Source organism: Acetobacteraceae bacterium (assembly GCA_004843345.1).
Classification (GTDB): domain Bacteria; phylum Pseudomonadota; class Alphaproteobacteria; order Acetobacterales; family Acetobacteraceae.
In genome coordinates this window covers 593,923-612,138 of the sequence record CP039460.1, presented here as the reverse complement: position 1 = coordinate 612,138, position 18,216 = coordinate 593,923, and the positions used below count along the sequence as shown (strand labels likewise).

The 18,216-nt window shown below is 41.0% G+C and carries 26 protein-coding genes; 9 read left to right on the top strand and 17 right to left on the bottom strand.

Features of this window, described 5'->3' with window-relative positions:
- Positions 1-3 precede the first annotated feature (3 nt).
- The 5 genes from FAI40_03090 to FAI40_03070 form a co-directional block, all read right to left on the bottom strand.
- Positions 4-597, bottom strand: a complete 594-nt coding sequence (locus tag FAI40_03090; GenBank protein ID QCE34405.1) for a sel1 repeat family protein — start codon at positions 595-597, stop codon at positions 4-6.
- A gap of 389 nt (positions 598-986) precedes the next feature.
- Entirely contained in the window at positions 987-1,367 is a 381-nt protein-coding gene (locus FAI40_03085; GenBank protein ID QCE34404.1) for a DUF551 domain-containing protein, read from the bottom strand.
- Between the two features lie 160 nt (positions 1,368-1,527).
- Positions 1,528-1,842: a hypothetical protein gene (locus FAI40_03080; GenBank protein ID QCE34403.1), complete on the bottom strand. Its 315-nt coding sequence runs from the start codon at positions 1,840-1,842 to the stop codon at positions 1,528-1,530.
- Positions 1,839-2,096 (bottom strand): hypothetical protein, encoded by a 258-nt coding sequence (locus FAI40_03075; protein QCE34402.1) that lies wholly within the window; start codon positions 2,094-2,096, stop codon positions 1,839-1,841. Before FAI40_03075 ends, FAI40_03080 begins: the two co-directional genes overlap by 4 nt.
- A gap of 4 nt (positions 2,097-2,100) precedes the next feature.
- Complete coding sequence (locus tag FAI40_03070; protein ID QCE34401.1) at positions 2,101-2,427, bottom strand: hypothetical protein; 327 nt, start codon at positions 2,425-2,427, stop codon at positions 2,101-2,103.
- 130 nt (positions 2,428-2,557) lie between these two features.
- Here FAI40_03070 and FAI40_03065 point away from each other — a divergent pair, with 130 nt between their 5' ends.
- The 4 genes from FAI40_03065 to FAI40_03050 all read left to right on the top strand — a co-directional run bounded on the left by FAI40_03065 (position 2,558) and on the right by FAI40_03050 (position 3,939).
- Entirely contained in the window at positions 2,558-2,827 is a 270-nt protein-coding gene (locus tag FAI40_03065) for a helix-turn-helix transcriptional regulator (GenBank protein QCE35728.1), read from the top strand.
- 113 nt (positions 2,828-2,940) lie between these two features.
- On the top strand, positions 2,941-3,396 hold the full coding sequence (locus FAI40_03060; protein ID QCE34400.1) for a hypothetical protein: 456 nt from the start codon (positions 2,941-2,943) through the stop codon (positions 3,394-3,396).
- Positions 3,397-3,416: 20 nt separating this feature from the next.
- Positions 3,417-3,644: a helix-turn-helix domain-containing protein gene (locus FAI40_03055; protein QCE34399.1), complete on the top strand. Its 228-nt coding sequence runs from the start codon at positions 3,417-3,419 to the stop codon at positions 3,642-3,644.
- Positions 3,645-3,738: 94 nt separating this feature from the next.
- Entirely contained in the window at positions 3,739-3,939 is a 201-nt protein-coding gene (locus FAI40_03050) for a hypothetical protein (protein ID QCE34398.1), read from the top strand.
- A gap of 203 nt (positions 3,940-4,142) precedes the next feature.
- On the opposite strand, the gene FAI40_03045 is transcribed toward FAI40_03050, so the two are convergent.
- From FAI40_03045 to FAI40_03000, 10 genes are all read right to left on the bottom strand, one after another.
- Positions 4,143-4,541: a hypothetical protein gene (locus FAI40_03045; GenBank protein QCE34397.1), complete on the bottom strand. Its 399-nt coding sequence runs from the start codon at positions 4,539-4,541 to the stop codon at positions 4,143-4,145.
- Entirely contained in the window at positions 4,538-4,996 is a 459-nt protein-coding gene (locus FAI40_03040) for a DUF4065 domain-containing protein (GenBank protein ID QCE34396.1), read from the bottom strand. Before FAI40_03040 ends, FAI40_03045 begins: the two co-directional genes overlap by 4 nt.
- Before the next feature lie 162 nt (positions 4,997-5,158).
- Positions 5,159-5,485: a hypothetical protein gene (locus FAI40_03035; protein QCE34395.1), complete on the bottom strand. Its 327-nt coding sequence runs from the start codon at positions 5,483-5,485 to the stop codon at positions 5,159-5,161.
- A 422-nt stretch (positions 5,486-5,907) separates the two neighbouring features.
- Entirely contained in the window at positions 5,908-7,350 is a 1,443-nt protein-coding gene (locus FAI40_03030; protein ID QCE34394.1) for a hypothetical protein, read from the bottom strand.
- A gap of 72 nt (positions 7,351-7,422) precedes the next feature.
- On the bottom strand, positions 7,423-8,154 hold the full coding sequence (locus FAI40_03025; GenBank protein ID QCE34393.1) for a hypothetical protein: 732 nt from the start codon (positions 8,152-8,154) through the stop codon (positions 7,423-7,425).
- Positions 8,151-8,579 carry a RusA family crossover junction endodeoxyribonuclease gene (locus tag FAI40_03020; protein QCE34392.1) on the bottom strand — a complete coding sequence of 143 codons (429 nt, stop codon included), beginning with the start codon at positions 8,577-8,579 and terminating at the stop codon, positions 8,151-8,153. Before FAI40_03020 ends, FAI40_03025 begins: the two co-directional genes overlap by 4 nt.
- Before the next feature lies 1 nt (position 8,580).
- Positions 8,581-8,847: a hypothetical protein gene (locus FAI40_03015; GenBank protein ID QCE35727.1), complete on the bottom strand. Its 267-nt coding sequence runs from the start codon at positions 8,845-8,847 to the stop codon at positions 8,581-8,583.
- A gap of 213 nt (positions 8,848-9,060) precedes the next feature.
- Positions 9,061-9,273: a helix-turn-helix domain-containing protein gene (locus FAI40_03010; protein QCE34391.1), complete on the bottom strand. Its 213-nt coding sequence runs from the start codon at positions 9,271-9,273 to the stop codon at positions 9,061-9,063.
- Positions 9,274-9,369: 96 nt separating this feature from the next.
- The gene (locus tag FAI40_03005; protein QCE34390.1) at positions 9,370-10,212 is read right to left on the bottom strand and encodes a hypothetical protein; all 843 of its coding nucleotides are present in this window, start codon (positions 10,210-10,212) and stop codon (positions 9,370-9,372) included.
- Positions 10,209-11,435 carry a DUF4102 domain-containing protein gene (locus FAI40_03000; protein ID QCE34389.1) on the bottom strand — a complete coding sequence of 409 codons (1,227 nt, stop codon included), beginning with the start codon at positions 11,433-11,435 and terminating at the stop codon, positions 10,209-10,211. Before FAI40_03000 ends, FAI40_03005 begins: the two co-directional genes overlap by 4 nt.
- Before the next feature lie 238 nt (positions 11,436-11,673).
- On the opposite strand from FAI40_03000, the gene FAI40_02995 reads away from it, so the two are divergent.
- Both FAI40_02995 and FAI40_02990 read left to right on the top strand, forming a co-directional pair.
- Complete coding sequence (locus FAI40_02995) at positions 11,674-12,237, top strand: hypothetical protein (GenBank protein ID QCE34388.1); 564 nt, start codon at positions 11,674-11,676, stop codon at positions 12,235-12,237.
- Complete coding sequence (locus FAI40_02990) at positions 12,198-12,704, top strand: hypothetical protein (protein ID QCE34387.1); 507 nt, start codon at positions 12,198-12,200, stop codon at positions 12,702-12,704. Before FAI40_02995 ends, FAI40_02990 begins: the two co-directional genes overlap by 40 nt.
- 29 nt (positions 12,705-12,733) lie before the next feature.
- Here FAI40_02990 and FAI40_02985 read toward each other — a convergent pair whose 3' ends face one another.
- Positions 12,734-14,362, bottom strand: a complete 1,629-nt coding sequence (locus tag FAI40_02985) for a hypothetical protein (GenBank protein QCE34386.1) — start codon at positions 14,360-14,362, stop codon at positions 12,734-12,736.
- A 235-nt stretch (positions 14,363-14,597) separates the two neighbouring features.
- Here FAI40_02985 and FAI40_02980 point away from each other — a divergent pair, with 235 nt between their 5' ends.
- Together FAI40_02980 and FAI40_02975 are read left to right on the top strand one after the other, a co-directional pair.
- The gene (locus FAI40_02980; protein ID QCE34385.1) at positions 14,598-14,936 is read left to right on the top strand and encodes a hypothetical protein; all 339 of its coding nucleotides are present in this window, start codon (positions 14,598-14,600) and stop codon (positions 14,934-14,936) included.
- A 176-nt stretch (positions 14,937-15,112) separates the two neighbouring features.
- Positions 15,113-16,468, top strand: coding sequence for an amino acid permease (locus FAI40_02975; GenBank protein QCE34384.1), 1,356 nt, complete (start codon positions 15,113-15,115; stop codon positions 16,466-16,468).
- Between the two features lies 1 nt (position 16,469).
- On the opposite strand, the gene FAI40_02970 is transcribed toward FAI40_02975, so the two are convergent.
- Complete coding sequence (locus FAI40_02970) at positions 16,470-16,892, bottom strand: hypothetical protein (protein ID QCE34383.1); 423 nt, start codon at positions 16,890-16,892, stop codon at positions 16,470-16,472.
- 196 nt (positions 16,893-17,088) lie between these two features.
- Between FAI40_02970 and gap the strand changes: the two genes are divergently transcribed.
- Positions 17,089-18,114, top strand: coding sequence for a type I glyceraldehyde-3-phosphate dehydrogenase (gap, locus tag FAI40_02965; protein ID QCE34382.1), 1,026 nt, complete (start codon positions 17,089-17,091; stop codon positions 18,112-18,114).
- The last annotated feature ends 102 nt before the right edge of the window (positions 18,115-18,216 follow it).

The following is an 18,216-nucleotide window of genomic DNA, read 5'->3' as shown; positions in this document are numbered from 1 at the left end:
ATCTTAGCATTGAAAACCTTTTATTTTGGTTTTTTTACACCAATAGGCCGCTTTTTTGGGATCTTTTTGGAGACCATAGCCGCCTTCTTGGTAAAGAAGCTTTATGTGATAATAAATAAGGCTGTTGTTTTTGTCATTTTTTTCATCTCTGAGAGATTTTAAATACCAGTCTTTTGCTTTTAGGTAATTTTGTTTAATGCCAGCTTCATAACTTCCAAAACTATATATATTGCCCATTAGAAATTCTGCTGGAGCATAGTTTGCATTTGCTGATTTACTTAACCAATAAGCGGATTTTTTTCGATCACAATTAGAATAATCAAAAGAGCTAAAATCCTCGTCATCACAAGCTTTTGGGTGTGTTTTCTGTTTACAGACGTTGTAACCATGACTTACACATTTTCCGTAAATAAGCCCAAGCTCATATTGTGCTTTTGTGTTATTTTTTTCTGCCTCTGGAATAAGCTCTTTGATTAACTTTTGAGATTCTTCTGGTGTTTTAGGATAGGTAAATATTTCCTCGGCCAAAGCATGATTAGCCATGAGGCAGAAGGCAGAGCAGAGAATAAGAGATTTTGCGAGGCGCTTGATAGACATGGTGTAGCCTTAGGAGAGATTTGAACACTTTTACTCTACATGACCTATTTGTAAGGTGGTAGCCGTCGTTTTAATTGAATATCAGGACTATTTTTGAGCAAGTGGTTTGCATGATTTCTAATGTCGCTAAATACGACGTTAGAAATGGTATAAGGTCAACGCAAAGTTGCTCATACCCTTCTATCTGAGCAAACCCCGAATTCATGGTTTGAATAATCTTCACAATACATTAAGGGGGAATTCCCCCCTTTCAGATAGCCTCTACAGGGGGACTATCCAAATCTGGATAGACCTTTAAGGCGTTCCTCATATCTGAGGAACGGTTAAGGGGGGGTGGTGTTTTACCACCCCCTGTACCTTTTAAGCTTCTTACTCTTTCCCTTTCATATTCATCTCCCTTTTCGCTGGGCAGAGCTAAAGGCCATTTTAGTACTTCGACTAAGGGAAACTTTTTCCTCTAGTGGATCAGGCGGAAGCGGTTGCCAATGCGTAACCTTCAATTCTTTTTCAGAATATCCGCTCACATTCCACTCAAGATATTCGGCCATAAAAGAACCGCTTGAAATAATAGTCGGTAAAAAGGGATTGTTCGTTACTGCGAAAACAAGAACTTCCTCATTCTCTGGGGCAGGTGTTATTTTGGCATTTCTCCAAGCGGATAGGTCCGCTTCTTTTAATGCCCTGCGGTAGCTTTCTGCTTCTGTCTCACCAGCACAACGGCAAGGCATCAATGCAATCTCTAAGGCTTTAATGCGTGGGTCTTTTCTCATTTGAAAGCCTCCTCATTCGCTAAAATAATGCCAAGCTGTGAGAGCCTTTTCCCTATCCTCTGTAAGACGGAAACGTGGCTTTCTGTGTCCCCATATTCGCAAGAGTAGTTTTTAAGAATTGTACCAAGGTCAAAAAGCTCTGAAAGAATATCATCCCTTTTCATTTGACCTCTCCTTTAAGATGCTTGGAGATAAAAACAGCCTTCTTTGCTATTTCGTTTTCCGTGTCCTCTTTCTCTGTGCTTTCGATAGCGAACATGAGATTTTTATAAGTGGTCTCATGGGATACAGAGTAGATTTTAAAAGCATCGCTCAGCACGCTTAAACGTGCCTCTAGGAAGCAGTCTATTTCCTCCGATTGTTGCCGTATGTTTTCAAGCTCATTTTGAAGGATCATAAAAAGGCAGGCGGCGTTTGAAATGTAGCTTTTTGCTTCATGGCAGACAGAGAGAAGCATTCTAGTGTTGTCCTTCATGCTTTTTCTCCCTGAAATGTTTTTAGAGCTTCTTCTAAACTGTCACTCTGGCTACCTATGGCGCTGAGAATAAAATCTAAATTGCGCTTTGCTGTATAGACATAGTCAAACTTTCCACCGTCTTCCTTCTCCGATACCTCAAGAAGCATTCTACTTGCTTCTACGGCGTTCATAAGGTCTAAAAGCCAGTTTCCGAATTGGCTTAATGTATTAGACAAAGCCTCAGTATTGGGCGCTTTTGCTGTGTGTTGCATGGGACTATCCTTTGTTTCTGACTAAAGAAACCCGCTTTTGAGCAGGGGGGAGTTTAGTCACAGCCAAAGAACTGTCTTGCCTTTTCCCCTTTCGGGTTTTGTATAGGGCAAGACTCCCCCCAAGAAATAAATCTCTTAGGTATAAAAATAGCGCAAAAACTTTCGGGTGCGCTTCCGCTTTGAAGGTGACTAAACCTCTTGCCTTCAAAGTAGGATTCCAGCTTTTCTCTGTCAATAGAGAGAAGTCTGCCCGAATATCCTCTAAATTATCTATGATAGAAACGGGGCTGTTTAAATCTTCGTTACCTATGATAAAATCACTGATAGCCATATTAAAACTCTCTTTTTAATGTTGGTTAGGCAAGGGTTTGAGTTCGCACCTCTTTTCCTTGCCGTTTTTTTTTGTTTTTTGCTTATTAAGCATCTTGCTTAATGTAAGTTTTTATAACATATATAAAAATATGAAAGCAATACAAAAAGATAGAAAAACAAACATTTCAATAGTGCAGATTAGAAGCGCCAGAAGCCTATTAGGCTGGACGCAGGGACAACTGGCAGAAAAAGCTGGGCTAAGCAGTATCTCTATTGTTCGTATTGAAAAAGAGCAGGTAGAGCCAAGACAGAGCAATTTAGATTTGATTCAAAAGGCTTTAGAAGATGCTGGAGTCGAGTTTTTGCCAGAGGGGAAGGCAGGAGAAGGTGTTAGATTTAAAACGCCTAGAAAAGGCTGAAATTCAGCATGTTAGGAGTACAAATGCTATTAGGTATATTGACTCTTGCTATAGGTAAGAAGACTATTCTTCACAATTAGTTTCTAAAAGGCTTCTATAAGAAAGAAAAAGAAATGTCTTTAACTCAAAAGCCAGAAGTTCACATCGAATTACCCGAGGAAAAGCAGAATTTTGATCCTATTTTATTTGAGAATGGAAATGTTCAGGTAAACACTGATTTTATCAGGATAGGGAGTACAACCTATCCGATAGCAAATATTAGTAGCATTTCAGTTCTTTCTGTTGGAGACCGCGGGAAGGAAATGTTGGCATATGCGGCAATATGTTTTGTTGGAGGATTTTTGCTCTCTGTTGGCTTGAAAAGTTTTCCGACTTTTGTTTTAGGAATATTTTGCACACTTTTTTGTTTGTTAGCAGCATTTAACAAATGGTCTAATTTTCATTATCTTCTTTCTTTTCAAAATTCTTCAGGAACAGTACAAGCATTAAAAGGTAAAGATCTTTCTTTTTTACAGCAGATAAAAGAAGCCATAGAGAAAGCCGTAGTTATTCACCATAGGATCAGATAAAAAATTCGGTTTTTCTTCCAATGACAACAGATGAGCTGCGGGCGTGCATGGATTCTTTAGAGTGGAGTCAGCATGCTTTATCGAGAATTTTAGGCGTAAGTCACACAACCGTTTCTCGCTGGGCAACAGGAAAGCTACCAATCCCTGAAAATGTTGCTATTTGGATAAGAGGGACTTCTCAATACCTAAGAGAAAATCCTCTACCAGATGGCTGGAAAACATGGCAAGAGAGACGTTCTGCTGAATAGGATTTCTATGCTTAAACTTATTGACTCTTTCGATAGCTGGGCGGAATATTTCTACTAGATTGTTTCTAATTTTAGGAGAGCTTTTATGTCTATAATGAGGCCATCTATCCAGGATATTGAAGAAGTAATTTCGATGATTTCAGATCTTGAGAAAAAACTGAAATGTTTGGGTGCTAATAATAGAAATACTGCTGGAACGTATATCCAGAATATTTTTGGTGAATTAGAAAGCGCTCTAAGTTTTGAAAAAGGTAAAATTGAGGAAGCAATTGAAAAAGGTACGTGGATGATGTAGCCTAAGATACAATTCTCATAATAGCTAAAGCGTCTCTTTCTGAATGGATCGGGGCGCTTTTTCTTTGTATGTTTAAAGGGGGTGCATTTCCAGCAGGGTCAAAGCATTTAAAAGAATGGGATAGCTTAGAGGAGATTAAAGATGCTTTTTTAGAAAGCCATCCCAAAAGAACAAATAAAACGCCTTGAGCCTTCGCTAGGATTCTATTTTTTAAAGAAAAAAGAACCAATTTTATTTGCTCCAAAGGAAGCAACAATAGCGCCTACCATATTTCCAAGAGAGCTTATTTTGCTATCTGAAAGCCATTGTATTTTATCTGGACCGAGAAGATTTAGCAGCCACACTAACAAGATACATACACAGGCAAAAGCTCCAGCATATAAAAAGATAACTTTTGCATAGTGGACATGCCAAGCAAATTTCCTATCGTCATCAAATTCCGCTTCTTGTGCTCTAGATTCAAGTGTTTTTTGTGGTTTGTTAGTCGAAAGTGCCCTGCCAAGTTTTTGCTCTTCCTCCTTAGGAATGCTTTGGGCATCTTCAATATTTTGTTTATCTGCTTTCGAAATTATAGACGCTGGGCGCTTTTGATTGGACGTCATTGATTATTTTTAGCAAGTTTTTCTTCATAGTGGCGTTGTATTAAATCATCAGGGATAATATCCCATTGCCCTGCGCCGTTATTAAAAACCTCAGACCAAGGCGTTCCCTTTTTATGAGTCAATGAAACTAATTGTCCCCCTGTTAAGTCGCCATAGGTTTTATAGATTTCTTTAATGATGTCTTCTTGCCTTGGTTTGATATGTTCAGACATAGCAGGGATAAGTTGCTTTACAGGTTCTGCTTTATAACGGCGTAACTGATCGTACATGTCAGGTATGACAGGTCCATACTGCCAGGCTTCAATTCTATTTGTGATTAAAGGCTTATGATCTAATCCAAGAGTCCAAGCATGGGCAAGATAAACAAGTTTTTGCAGTTGAAGTGGTGTAAAGGCCTTCCCTTCTTTTCTTGCGAGTTCAATTAGGCGATTGGCAACAGTCTGTGCGCTTAGCATAGTTTCCCTCCGTAAGATAAAAAGTAATTAGAGTCTATTAAGTTCCCATGAAGCTTCATGAGTTCTATATAATCACATTTATATCTAAATGCCATAATGACAAAAGAGTGGAATATTTTCCTTCAAGGAAGCATATATCTTCCTTTTATCCGCTGGGCTCGCCTAAAGCACTCTCTCCTCAAGCGCCTTATCAACCGCATAAGGCATTTTTTCAATAACCCTAAGTAAGAGCTTTGCCGTTCTTGAAGGCTGCCTTTTGCCTTGTTCCCAATCTCGTACAGCGCCAGCAGTAAACCCGTAATATGAGGCAAAATGCGCTTGCGTCATTCCTGTCTTTGATCTGAGTGTGTAAACGTCAACTTCTGGCAGCTCTATTTCTCTCAAAGAAACATTACAGGCGAACTTTACAGAGTATCTCTCATTTAAGCTTTTGAAATACGCCTCTGGGTCTTCTTCCTTTGCCCTGCGTTCATGATTTTTTGCTTCCATAACAGCAAGCTTAATAAGGCGCTGCTGTAGTAACCCAATGATACGCGCGCGTGTGCGTGCGCGCGTACTGTTCTCGTAACTAAGGCACTGCTGTATCTCCACTTTATTCTTCTCCTCTTTTTATTGAGTTATTTCCCTTAATTGTGTGACAGTAAAAATTTTTCCTTTGGTTGTTTCCAAAAATGACAAAAACAAAAAACTAAAAGTTTTTTTGTTTAAAGGGGTGCAAGGGGTGCACTTTCTAAAAACGGCTCTATAAGGTGCAGATTTCTGGGGTTCTTTTGTGCACCCCTAGGGAAAAATAGGGGTGCACCGTGCACCCGTAAAGCCACCTACGGGTGCACAATTATTCCCAGCTTTCTGCGGGTGTGCACACGTTGCACATGATGCACCCCTTTTTAAGAAAAACTTTTTACTTTTTTTTAATTGCATATTTTCCGCCATACCCAAGAGCGCATCTCACCGATTTTTACCTGCTCTTTTATGTAACCAAACTTTCTAAGCATTGTCCCAAGGCGTTTATTTTCTTTCATGCTTGGGGTTTTGTTTCCTAAGGCTTCAGATAGCAAAGATAGGGGGAAGTCTGTTCTTCCTTCCCATCTTGTCCCTGTACGGAAACCAACCATATTCTTTAAAAGAACGTCCTGAACCCGCTCTTCTAAAATATCGCTTTCAGTTGCTCTTTCTCTGATGGCAGCAATCTCATTTTTTAAATAAGCAGGTTCCCATGTCTCAAAGTCAGGATTGGCCTTAAAGAGTTCATAAGCTTCTGCCCAAAGCTGATTTTTATTATCTTGCAGCCATTCAGCATTTAGGGGCTTTTCAATGAAGATAGGCATAAAACGTCTATTGCCTGTTGGATCTGTTAAAAACCGTTCTTCATTGCTTGTTCCAATAAAGACGCATCTGCGGGGAAAGTTCTCAGCATCTCTTGCATAAGATGGCCTATAATTATCGACTTCTCGGCTTAGAAAGCTTTTGGCTTGTTCGTGTGAGGTACGCCGTAAAGAAGCAAGTTCAGAGATTTCTATTCCCCAGTTTCCTTGCAGCTCTTGGCAAGCATCTTTGTCTCGAATGTTTGCAGAAATGTCCTCTTTTGCCCATTCACCAAATAGAATACGAACAAAACGGCTTTTCCCTAAGCCCTGCGTTCCACTAAAAACAGGCATCCAATCGAATTTATAAGGCCTTTTAACCACCAAAGCACGAGCAACAGATGCCACCATAAAACGAGTGCCAATTTCTTTTAAATACTCTGAGGGCTCAAGATGCCAGCAAAGAGCTAGAAAGTACTCTAAACGCTTAATACCGTCCCATCGCTGGGCATTTAGATAATCCCGTATAGCGTTTACTCTGTATTTATTGCCAGCCTCTTCTAAATAATCCCGAATGACGCTTTTTTTCATCATGGTTTTAAGGCCAGTTGTTGCCTCTATCCATTCAGATATTTTCAAAAGATGCCTTTCTTTGAAGGTAATAGGAAAAGACTCTCCAAAACCTAAGACAGAATGGCTCTTTTTTCTAATGCTGGGAGGTTCTCGCGTTAACATGAATCTGTTTCTCAGCTCATCAAAGACAAGCAGTCCCTTGAGCTCTGGTGCTAGAGACGTAAAAGCTTCCAGTTTTTCTACTCTGTTAGCGTCTTCATTTCCCATTATTTTTTTAAGCTCAGTCGGCCAAGTCATTTTTTCAGGTTTGGTAAGGAATTTTTCTAATAGTTCATCTGGGATTTCTATCTTCTGAGCTTCTTCTTGATTCAATTCCTCCCTTTTTTGTAAGGGGGCATTTAGAGCAATTTCATCTAAAGATTGTTGCATTCTTTTCTGATCATTAAAGGAGATTTTCTCTTGTTGCTGGGTAGTCATATTGATATAGTTTCCTTGGTGAATAGTAGTTTGAGAATGGCCCCGCTTTTGATTGCTTGCGGGGCTTTTTCTTTAAGCAGCTTCTTGAATGGGGGAAGGACGGACGGGAATAGGGTCAGCTAAATCCCACCCTTTTGGATAATGTTCTGGAATTGCGGAAATAAATACCTTTAGAGCGCCTGCTTGGTAGGCCTTCTTTTTTACTTCCTCAGCATATTTAAAACCTGCTTCATCATTGTCTGGCCAAATAAGAACTTCATGCCCTCTAAGAGCTTCCCAATTTACAAGCCCAGCGCTGGTGCTTCCCCCACTGGTTGTAACAGTATAAGCAGGCAATCTCTTTTGTGCAGCTATGGCTGTTTTTTCGCCTTCTACGACTAGGATTTTATCATTTGGAAAGGTTTCTTTGTCTTGCAGTAAAGCAAGTTCTGGAAGGTTAAAAAGAACACGCTGGTCAGGTTTTTTCCAATGCCAGCCTTCTTTTCCATCTAAACCCCCATAAGAAAGGGCAGGTGTGACCTTATGGCCTGCTTGGTCTTCCATACGAACAACGAAATAAAGAACTTGTCCGTCTTCATCTTCATAGGCGTACCAAGCTTTAAATTCATAGCCTCTCCACGGATCAGGCAAAGGATAGGGGAGCTTTTCTCCTTCTTGCCCAGACAAAGTGCCCTGCGGTGGGTAGTTCCAAGGCTGCCAGTCTTCATTTTTTAAGCTGTGAGAGGTGTTTCCCATTACTGGGATTGAAGATAAGGAAAATGCTTTTTCCTCATCTGTGAGCGGTGAGAAAAGGTTCTCTGTCATACTTCACCCCCAATAGGAGAGATTTCTACCTGTACCTTGTCAGAAATTCCGTAAGAGCGATTTATTTCTAATCGTGTAACCTGTCTATCATCTTGATAAGCAAAGCCATTCAGAGCGTCTAAAATCAGCTTTGCCACATTGTCTAAGTCTGGCTTAATGGTTGGCAGTATCTTTCCATTTAAAGCATGAGAGCGTTTGTATTTCGTCCAGCTTTTAGGGGGCTCAAGTGTCAACTCTATTTTTACGGAAAGAGGAGAGACTAAAAGGGGCTTTCCAAAAGAAGCAATGAAATATTGCTGAATCATTCTCTCTTGGTTTTGCGTTTTCCTTTGCGTGTATATCTTGTTCTCCCCTTTTAGAAAGCGTGGACGTGCTTTACCGCTTAATCTGCCTTTAAAAGAGAAGGAGAGGGGATAAGTATTCATCTTAAATCCCCACCATTTGAGCTATGCGCTGGGCGCTTTCTTTTTGTGAAAGGTCATGCAGGTAGGCACAAAGAGAGATTAAATCTCCGCCTTTGTCATTGGTTGCAAAGTCTGCCCATTGGCCTGTCTTAAAATTGACAGAAAAAGAGCCCAAGCTTTTATCATTACGCTTTGGATTACGGGCGAAATACTGAGAGCCTTTAATGCGTCCATCTGGTAGCAATCTGTGAAGGATTGGCAGGATATGCGCTTGAGATGCCCTGCGGATTTCTTCAAAATCTACCTTTTCATTTAAAGGGTAGCGCTGGGCAGTGGATCTGTTGCTGCTCTTGCAATTAGGGTGGCGTGTTGTATGACTCATAAGGTCAGTACTCCTATTGGTGATAGAACGCTTTTTGCTTGCAGGCTGTGAGTGTTCTATGAGGAAGTGGGTTTTATTGGCTTAGGGGCTTCTTAATTTGCCGTTAGGAAGTCCCTTTTTTTATTTGCTTCCTATCATTTCTCCTCCTGAGAATTTTGGGCATGAGTGAAAGTAAGCAGCGATTGATTCAGCAGGGATACGGGTAGAGCGTCCAACCTTGATACCTTCTAAGCGTCCGTCAGAAAGCATATTGTAAAGAGTCGCTCTTGAGATCGAATAGAGCTTCTGTACCTCTGCTGGTGAGTAGTATTTCTGGTCTAATGCAACATTCATATTTTTGTGTCTCCTTACATCTACTTATGTACAAATGAAGCTAATCGGGTGTTTATTTTTAAAAAATCGGTATTTTAAATTTATTTTTGCCCTATTTTAGAAAGTCGGTTTATCTTCTTTAGTTTCCCGTTTTGGAAAGCGCTTTTTATTGGGTGGACGTCCTGCCTTTATTGGCTTTGTTAGGCGTTCTAAAGTCTTTCTTTCATTGCTTATGTAACTTTTTTCCAAAATATATATCTGCTGATCTAACCAACTATCGAATGAAGGTAGGTCTTCGAAAATTTCTTTTGAATGATAATAAGGAGAGTTTGGGTCTTCATAATCTTCATATATGGATTCAAAATAATCTCTGATTATAACGGCTTGTTTAGGAGTAAGGTGCGTGTATTCTTCCCAGTGAGGTACTTTTTCAATAGGAAGTCCTATACAGTCTTTAAGCTCTCGAATTTCTTCCTCAGCTTTTTTTATGGTTTTTCTTGAAGAATTTATTTTAAATGTAAGGCAATAATCTCTACCTCTGGCGTATAGTTTATCAAAATTTCTTTTGTGTAATCCTAAAGCTTTTTTCCATTTTCTAAGCTCTTCACCTTGTTTATCTTCTTCTTTCAAGTTGTAAGAGATTATTGCCTTACATAAGCTAAAGCTATTTTTTAAATTTGGGGCTTCTTCCGATCCTGTCACGGCTTTTAAAATATTTTTTGAGATGGCTTGCTTAGGTATTTTTGCTTTCCAATAAGAAAGCCATTGGCTACAGGATTTTGAGTTAATTCTATTAAAAATGTTTTTCGGATCAAGAATTCCAAAGCAACCACTGTCTAAAATTTCTTCACAACGTCTTTTTAAAAAAAGCTTTTGAATTTCACTGAGCTCCTCCTTTTTATTTAACGTTTCTAAAATACCTTCCCATTTCTTTCTATAACGTTCTCTTTTTCGGCTCATCCATTCTCTCCCATGCAGAACCGTCCCCAAGCCTCCATGAGAGGGCGGCGCTTGTCTTCCATTGTGCCTCTGCTGTAAGCACGTTCTACACTTCCCCCTACAGCATGGCTCAAGGCATGCTCTGCCACTTCTCTAGGGTAGTCTGTTTCTTCTCCTGTCCATGTTCTGAATGAAGCTCTAAAGCCATGTAGTGTAATGGCTGGGCTTCCTATTGCTTTGCCTGCTAGTTTTGCTGCTTTTAACAGGCCATTATCTGAGAAGGGTTTACCTTTGGAGTTTGGAAAAATAAGCCCTGCGCCATTGCTTAAAGGTTTTACTTCATTAAGAAGCTCTAGCGCTGGGCGTGAAAGTGTGACTGTGTGATCTGCGTTCGCCTTAATTCTCTTTGCTGGTATCGTCCAAAGTTTCTTTTCTAAATCTATTTCCTCCCATCTTGCGCCTCTTGCTTCTCCACTCCTTGAAGCATTCAGAATTGCAAAACGGCAGGCAATGGCAGTTAGACCTTGGCTCTTTTTTAGCTCAGCCATGAAAAGGGGCATTAAGCGATAATCTAAAGCATCATGGTGTTTCACTGGGGCTATTTTGGAAGGTGCGGGGAATATCTTATCTAAGTTCCCTCTCCATTCAGCAGGGTTTTCACCTTCTCGCCAATTATGAGCTTTGGCATAGTCTAAAACGGATTTTATGTACTCTATGAGCTTCTCGGCTGTTCTCCCTTTCTTATCGTGAAAAACAGGCTCTAATATTTTGATAATGTCGTGTTTATCAATGCCAGCAACTGGACGTTTTCCGATTGAAGGAAAGACATGAAGCTCTAACTGGCCTTTGTGTTTTCGATATGTTGTTCCTTTTTCTTCGCCTTTCCATTCTTTGCACTTTGCAGAGATATATTTTAAGGCGCATTCCTCAAAGGTAAGTCCGTGGCTCTTTTTCCGTTCGTATTCTTCTTTTCTACGTTCTTCTATGGGGTCTTTGTATTCTGAAAGCAGGCTTCTTGCAGCTAACGCTTTGTCTCTGGCATTTGCCAAACTGACCTCAGGATAAGCCCCCATTCCCATTCTTCTACGCTTGCCACTCAGAGGACTTGTAAAACGGAAAACCCATTTTCCAGAGTTCTCTTGTTCCTCTTTTACGAGATAGAGGCCTCCACCATCTCCATGGTCTCCCCGTGGCAGTTGTCTCAGTTGGGTAGAAAATAGCTGCCCTGATTTCTTTCTACTCATCGAGTTTAATCCTTCAATATTCAGTAGGCCATTTGGTAGGCCTTAATATCTTAGATATAGGTAGAAGTCAGTAGAAGCAAGTAGAAAGTAATTTCATGTAAACCGCTGTGAGAGCGGGACTTTTTAGACGTTGGTAGAATTAGAAAAATTGAGGTTCAATCCTCTCTAACGCACCACTCCCCTGAAAATTTTGAATGATGTTGCGCTAGGAACTGCGTGGCGGAGTGTTCTCTGTATTATGTGTGTATTTAGAAATACTCTTATACGCTCTGGTGCGTATAGATTTTATCTGCATGCTACCTGTAGCGTATTCGATCCTGTGTTTTTGGAAGAGATACCTACATTGAAATTTATAATATTATTTCAGCAATATGGTTTGGCTTTAGAAAAAATTTTGAATCGAGAGGGTGTTTTACTTGATCCAAGTCAAAGATCTAAAATACTATCCCAAAATAAGAGTGATATTGAACAAGCTTTTGATTTTTTGTTGAGAAAGTATGCTAGTCTTTTGCATAGAAGAGTGCCGTTGGCAAAACGAAGTGTTCATGAAGCAAAAGGGCTACATGTAGCAGAACAATATAGGCCAGCCTATGCGGAAATTAAAAGGCGTTCTGAATCTGGGGAATCTCTTGTCCCTTTTCAATCAAAGTTAGTAAAGAAAGAAAATTATCAAGATGATATGCTAAATGATTTTGGCGTGCTTCATTTTCATCTCGGAAATATTCAAGGAAAGACGGTTTTTCCCCTAGAAGGGGAGACTTATTGTATGCTTTTGTTTCTCCAGACAATTCCTATTGTATAGGAATTGTCTCACATAAAGATTGGAATAGACAAGAAGTACTCGAAATTATAGAGGAAAATTGGCCAGAATTATTAGATCCTTTTATTCTAAAAGGAGTGCTGGATATCTCTCATCAGCCATCAGATGAAGAAAGAAAAAAATTTAGAAAACGTGGGATTAATGCTTTTTATAAGTTAAAAAGTGGACGTATTCTTGCTCCTTTGGGATTGGGGCAAACTACGGCAAGAACTTCATCTTTTGAAACTCTGTTAGTAATTTCTTTTACGAGGCTAATTAAAAGATTAGAGAAGGAAATAAGTGAGCGTATGAAGACTGAAATACAAAGTGGAAAATTGTTGGTTCGGTTGACGCTAATGACAAGTTTTTTAGTAGAGATGATCAAGTGTTGGTATCATTTTACTCTAAAAAAAGCTCTTAGACTTTCATATCACTTCTCTAAAATTGATCCCGACACTTTCAACTTTTAAAGTTTCGAGATGATCCGAAGGGCTAGGATTCATCGTGTTGGAATCTTTTCCCATAAATCAGGTTTTTGAGAGGGCAAAAGAATACGGTCTTTTGCCTTTCTCTTTTCAAGCGTATCGGGTTTGAGATGGTATCCGAGGATTTTACTGAGAAGGAGTTGATTGGAAAGGGTTGAATACCAGCCATTTTCTTGTCTGAATTTTTCGGCTTCTTCACACCAGGATTTGGCTTCTTTGCCGATAAAAAGAAGGGGAATTTGATATTGAAGATTTCCAAAGGCCGTGCTGTGTCCGCCATGCTGAACATCTTCTCCATGATCTGAAACATAGAAGATCAGGCCATTCTCATCTGTATTTTTCAGTTCATCATAAATTTTTTGCAAGGTGCGGTCGGTTGCGTGAATAGAACGTGTATAGGCCGAGGCGGACGACAAAGCGATTTCATCTTCTTTTTCAAAACGCAGCAGGTAAGGTGTATGGCTTCCTGAGAGATGAAGGCCAATAAATTTAAAGGAATCTTTTTCGGATAATGCTTTTTTTAGAGGCGGAATGAGGGTGCTGTCTGGCGTATTCCATTCTTTAAGGCCTAAGAAATCTGTTCCTGTATAAAGGCCGTGCGCTTCACTCGGGGTGAGATAGTTTTCACTGTTCTCCACAATATATCCAATAATGTCGCTATACGCATTATTTTCAATTTGTTTAGAGATCCAGCTGGTTTTAAAATGCTGCTCTTGGGCGAGTACAATCAGATTTTTGTTTTTTTCTATCAAAAAAGGCGTGTCAGGATGCCAAAAGCTCACAGAAGGCAAAACAGCATATCTCGTAATATTGGCCGTAGAATGTACCTGATTTAAATGACACGCTAGGCCTTCTTGTTCCATTTTGACGAGAAAAGGCGTTGTTTTTTGTTTGCTGCCATAAATCTCATATTCAAAAGGATTGGAGGACTCTCCCATGACAAGCAAGATCGTTTGGATTTTAGGCGGAGCAGGCTTCGTTTCTAATTCTTTCGGAAAAGTAGCTTTGTAGCGGGGTAAGCGCTCAGAGGCAGGAAGTATGTAACTTCCAGAAATATAAGCGAGATCTCCGAGAAAGCCCCCAAAGGCATTGCGCAGCCTATGGGGAATTGGAATTTCCTTATAAGGGAAAGGGAGTGCTTCAGGCTTTTCCCCCAAGAAAAAAACTTTTTTATCAAAAGCGGAATGTGCCCCTGAAAAAAGGCTTATAAAGCCTGTAAGAAGAAAAAGAGAAAAGAAAATCAGTGATTTTTTAAGATTTCTTTTGAAAAATTTTTGGCTAAAAAGTCCGCCTAAAAGACCTGCCAAGAAAAGAAAGACAAATCCAAACCAATAATAAGACAGAGAGGTTGTATCGGTAAAAGCGAGAAGCGTTTCATCAAAAACAATATGGAGGGACGGGGCAAGAATAAGCGCATCGACTGCCAGCATTCCAAGCAAAATAGCGAGGCAAAATGCGCCTGTAAATTTTCCAAGATTTTGGAAGGTTTCTGCAAGAAGAAAGAGCAAAACAAAGCTGATAAAATCGCAGAAGCGAAAGCCGGAAAGAGCAGAAATTTCACTTTGAAAATCGGGCTGTGCGTGCAGAACAATGGCATTAAGACAAAATATTAAAATGGAATAGCAAAAGAATATTTTGTTCATGGGCGCTCATTTGTTCCGTTAGATTATTCTGCTGCTAGGGGAAGGTAGCGTTTTGCGCTATGGTTTGCTTGTAAATTAGGCGTAATTTTTCGTAAAATACAGTCGATTTCTTCAAACTTCTTCAGAAAGAGAGGCGTTTTTATGATATAGTTTTTTGCGGTTAGGGGATGTCAGAGGCTTAGGATTTCCCTATACTTAGCGTTGCAAAATTCAAAACGGATATTAGGGAAGAAAGATGCTTAAATTATCCTACTTCAAAGAAAGTGGTGATATCCTCGAAACTGAAGTTGACGTTTCAGAAGACTTCATTGCGATTGTGAAGGCGATAAGAGATTACGCCCAGCAGAATGAGGGGCAGTTTCCGTCTCAAGGGATTGTCGCAGAAAACCTTTCCGAACGTCATCTTTCCAAAAAAGATGTGTCTAAAATTCTCAATGAATACCGTAAGCTTGGCCTGATTGATTGGGAGCGCGGGAGTACATTCGGCTCTAATGAGTATTTTTTTCCGCCTATCATGATAACAAAACCGCATTTTTCAAGAGCTACTTTTGCGGATTTTCTAAAGAAAATCTAATTTTTCAGGCGATATTTATCAGAAGGAATAAAGGAAAACCTTTCTTATGAACGCATAGGGAGGGCTTTGTGCGTCGCCAGCCTTTAAAAATATTCCTTTTTAGATGAAATTCCTTTAGGTTTATCCAGCTATTCCGCTGATACCGAACTGAAGTGAATTTTGAGAAAGTCTATTCAATGACCTGTAAAAACATGCCCTCTCAGCCAGAGAAGGCGCCGCCAATTGATAAATCGCAAATGCTGGAAGCCCGTCATGTCATCATGATTGCCATCGGCGGTGTGATTGGCGCAGGCTTTTTTGTGGGCGCAAGTGCGGCGATTTTACAGGCAGGGCCTACGGTTCTATTTACTTATTTACTCTGCTCCCTCGTGTTTTTGGTGTTGGGAAAGACGTTTAAAGACCTTGCTTTAGATAGTGGGGTTCAGGGCTCTTTCATTGAGCATATCCGTCATTTGCTTGGTCCGATTGCAGGTTTTGCTTCGGGCTGGGCTTATTGGGCTGTTTGGCTGATTATTTTGACGGCGCAGCTCATTGCCGGCGCTGCGATGCTCGGGCCTATTTTGCATTTGCCTTATTTGGTGATCTGCTATGGGCTTTTGGCGATTATGAGCGGGGTTAATTTACTGTCTGTACGGATGTACGGCAATTTAGAATATTGGTTTTCTTTGCTGAAAGTCAGCGCCTTGGTGATTTTTATTCTTCTTGGCGTGACGCTTTTAATTGCGGGTGCTTTTGGGGTGACAACACCTGTCCCTGTTTCTGAAAATATGTTTGGGCATCAAGGATTTGCGCCCTTTGGATGGCTGGCGGTACTGGCATTAGCGCCCACGGTTTTCACGGGGATGACAGGGATCGAGATCGTTTCTGTTGCCGCACAGGAAACCCATACGCCAGAGGAAATGGTTGGCTCTTTGGCCTCTAAGCTCGGCATGTGGATTGGGATTATTTACTTTTTTTCAGTTGCCTTGGTTCTCTGCTTTATCCCTTGGGATAGCTTGAATATGACACGCTCTCCCTTTTTGACGGTTTTGGATTATCTTCATATCCCCTATGCGGAGCAGGCGTTTTGGCTGGTGATTATGGTGGTGATTTTCTCGACTTTAAATTCCTCTTTGTTTGTGGCATCACGGATTTTGAAGGAAATGGCATTGACCGAGGCAGCACCTGATTTTCTTTCTTCTGGAAAGGGGGCAAATGTGCCAGCCCGTTCTGTGACTTGTGTCAGTTTGGCGGCCTTTTTGCTTGTGACGCTTTCCCAACAGTTTCCAGCAGGTTTTTTTGCGACATTGCTCGGCGTGAGCGGTATTTTCATTATTTTTGTGTATGGCTTGTCGATTGTTGCGGCGATGCGGATGCGTAAAAAACTTTCAATTCTGGGACTTTTGGCGATTCTTTTTATGGCGCTCGTACCGCTGTGCATGGCGCTTTCCCCGCAGACACTTGGCCAAGCGCTTTGGGGAATGGGCGGATTAGCCTTTTTCCTCATTACAGGATTTTGCGTTAATACGCTTCAAAGCGCTAAAAAAGCCTAACTTACTGGACTTCAATACGGACAGAGGGCGTTTGCTGATAGGGGACAGCAAGCGTTCCCATATCCAGCTGGGAAGAGTCAGCGCCTGCTCTAATCATATGCTCGGCCACAGGATCAAGCATATTGGGGACGAGTTTTAACAAGCGTCTAATTTGCTCTTCCGGTCCATCTCCTGTTGGGACACGCAACCGAATAATAAAGAGAATATTTGGCTTCCGTTCGAGGGCAATTTTCGTGACCTGTTCGAGTTGAGGGCCGTATTCACTTTCAGGCGTGCCAGAGAGAATCTCGACAAAGGGGGCTGGCGGTGGTGGTGCTGGCGGTGGCGGTGGCGATGCATAATAGGGTTCAATGCCTGCCATTTGGTTCCAGACACGCTGGTCTAAGGGGGCACAGCTTGCAACAAGTCCAGAGGCAGCAAGCATGAGACAAATGCTGCATTTATGAAAAAAGAGAGGTAAAAATGCGCTTTTCAAAAAAGAATATCCATCATGAGGGGAAAATCAAAAAAAGGGGCTAGTATTTGATAGGGGAAGGATAGTATGGATAGGTGCGTGAGATAAATATAGATCACCAAAAATTCTGATTATCAAGTCGCATGGATGCGAAGGAGTAAGGAATATGGCATTAAAAATCGCAATTAATGGCTTCGGCCGTATTGGTCGTCTAGTTCTGCGCGGTATCATCGAAAGTGGACGCACCGACGTTGAGCCAATCTTAATTAACGATCTGGGATCTATCGAAGCGAATGCACATCTTTTAAAATATGATACAGTGCATGGCCGTTTCAAAGGTGAAATCGAAGTCGTTGATGGCGCTCTTCATATTACAGGTCTTGATGGCCGTAAATATGCGCCAATCCGTGTCACAGCGCATCGCAATCCAGAAGAAGTGCCTTTGGAAGGCATTGATGTCGCTATGGAATGCACAGGTCTGTTTACAACAAAAGAAAAAGCTTCAGCTCTTCTTAAAGCAGGCGCAAAGCATGTTCTCGTTTCCGCACCTTGCACAGATGCCGATGCAACGATCGTTTACGGTGTCAACAACGATGCCCTAAAACCAGGCATGAAAGTTGTTTCAAACGCTTCCTGCACCACCAACTGCCTTGCACCTGTTGCAAAAACATTGGATGACGCATTCGGTATTGACTACGGCTATATGGTAACGGTTCACTCCTACACAGGGGATCAGCGCACTGTCGATACACTTCATAAAGACTTGCGCCGTGCCCGTGCTGCTGCCTTGAACATGATTCCAACAAAAACAGGTGCTGCCCGTGCTGTTGGTTTGGTTCTGCCAAATCTTAAAGGTCGTTTGGACGGTACAGCCATCCGTGTTCCAACAGCAAACGTTTCTGTCGTTTCTTTAGACGTTCTGTTCAAAAATGCGCCAAAATCTGTTGAAGAAGTGAATGAAGTTATTAAGAAAGCAACACAAAGCGGCCCATTGAAAGGCATTTTGTCTTACAATGATGAGGCTTTGGTCAGCTCTGACTTCTTGCACACAATTTATTCTTCAAATTTTGATGCAACACAAACGGCTGTTCTTGGCGATGGCAAGCTTATCCGTATCTGCTCTTGGTACGATAACGAATGGGGCTTCTCAAACCGTATGGCAGATACAGCAACGCTTTTCGCAAAGCTTTGATTGGATCTTTATGAATCTCGAAAAAGCATTTTTGAGATTTAAGTGACCTTGAAAAAGGGGGAGAGAACTGTAACGTTTTCTCCCCTTTTTTTCGTAGTCTAT

What these genes read in the sequence shown, in the direction of transcription:
- FAI40_02995 (QCE34388.1), top strand. Translation starts at nt 11,674, where the DNA reads ATGTGTGTATTTAGAAATACTCTTATACGCTCTGGTGCGTATAGATTT.
- FAI40_02975 (QCE34384.1), top strand. Translation starts at nt 15,113, where the DNA reads ATGACCTGTAAAAACATGCCCTCTCAGCCAGAGAAGGCGCCGCCAATT.
- FAI40_03070 (QCE34401.1), bottom strand. Translation starts at nt 2,427, where the DNA reads ATGGCTATCAGTGATTTTATCATAGGTAACGAAGATTTAAACAGCCCC.
- FAI40_02985 (QCE34386.1), bottom strand. Translation starts at nt 14,362, where the DNA reads ATGAACAAAATATTCTTTTGCTATTCCATTTTAATATTTTGTCTTAAT.
- FAI40_03085 (QCE34404.1), bottom strand. Translation starts at nt 1,367, where the DNA reads ATGAGAAAAGACCCACGCATTAAAGCCTTAGAGATTGCATTGATGCCT.
- FAI40_03020 (QCE34392.1), bottom strand. Translation starts at nt 8,579, where the DNA reads ATGAATACTTATCCCCTCTCCTTCTCTTTTAAAGGCAGATTAAGCGGT.
- FAI40_03010 (QCE34391.1), bottom strand. Translation starts at nt 9,273, where the DNA reads ATGAATGTTGCATTAGACCAGAAATACTACTCACCAGCAGAGGTACAG.
- FAI40_02980 (QCE34385.1), top strand. Translation starts at nt 14,598, where the DNA reads ATGCTTAAATTATCCTACTTCAAAGAAAGTGGTGATATCCTCGAAACT.
- FAI40_03090 (QCE34405.1), bottom strand. Translation starts at nt 597, where the DNA reads ATGTCTATCAAGCGCCTCGCAAAATCTCTTATTCTCTGCTCTGCCTTC.
- FAI40_02970 (QCE34383.1), bottom strand. Translation starts at nt 16,892, where the DNA reads ATGCTTGCTGCCTCTGGACTTGTTGCAAGCTGTGCCCCCTTAGACCAG.
- FAI40_03080 (QCE34403.1), bottom strand. Translation starts at nt 1,842, where the DNA reads ATGAAGGACAACACTAGAATGCTTCTCTCTGTCTGCCATGAAGCAAAA.
- FAI40_03000 (QCE34389.1), bottom strand. Translation starts at nt 11,435, where the DNA reads ATGAGTAGAAAGAAATCAGGGCAGCTATTTTCTACCCAACTGAGACAA.
- FAI40_03005 (QCE34390.1), bottom strand. Translation starts at nt 10,212, where the DNA reads ATGAGCCGAAAAAGAGAACGTTATAGAAAGAAATGGGAAGGTATTTTA.
- FAI40_03035 (QCE34395.1), bottom strand. Translation starts at nt 5,485, where the DNA reads ATGGAAGCAAAAAATCATGAACGCAGGGCAAAGGAAGAAGACCCAGAG.
- FAI40_03065 (QCE35728.1), top strand. Translation starts at nt 2,558, where the DNA reads ATGAAAGCAATACAAAAAGATAGAAAAACAAACATTTCAATAGTGCAG.
- FAI40_03055 (QCE34399.1), top strand. Translation starts at nt 3,417, where the DNA reads ATGACAACAGATGAGCTGCGGGCGTGCATGGATTCTTTAGAGTGGAGT.
- gap (QCE34382.1), top strand. Translation starts at nt 17,089, where the DNA reads ATGGCATTAAAAATCGCAATTAATGGCTTCGGCCGTATTGGTCGTCTA.
- FAI40_03060 (QCE34400.1), top strand. Translation starts at nt 2,941, where the DNA reads ATGTCTTTAACTCAAAAGCCAGAAGTTCACATCGAATTACCCGAGGAA.
- FAI40_03025 (QCE34393.1), bottom strand. Translation starts at nt 8,154, where the DNA reads ATGACAGAGAACCTTTTCTCACCGCTCACAGATGAGGAAAAAGCATTT.
- FAI40_03050 (QCE34398.1), top strand. Translation starts at nt 3,739, where the DNA reads ATGAGGCCATCTATCCAGGATATTGAAGAAGTAATTTCGATGATTTCA.
- FAI40_03030 (QCE34394.1), bottom strand. Translation starts at nt 7,350, where the DNA reads ATGACTACCCAGCAACAAGAGAAAATCTCCTTTAATGATCAGAAAAGA.
- FAI40_03040 (QCE34396.1), bottom strand. Translation starts at nt 4,996, where the DNA reads ATGCTAAGCGCACAGACTGTTGCCAATCGCCTAATTGAACTCGCAAGA.
- FAI40_03075 (QCE34402.1), bottom strand. Translation starts at nt 2,096, where the DNA reads ATGCAACACACAGCAAAAGCGCCCAATACTGAGGCTTTGTCTAATACA.
- FAI40_03045 (QCE34397.1), bottom strand. Translation starts at nt 4,541, where the DNA reads ATGACGTCCAATCAAAAGCGCCCAGCGTCTATAATTTCGAAAGCAGAT.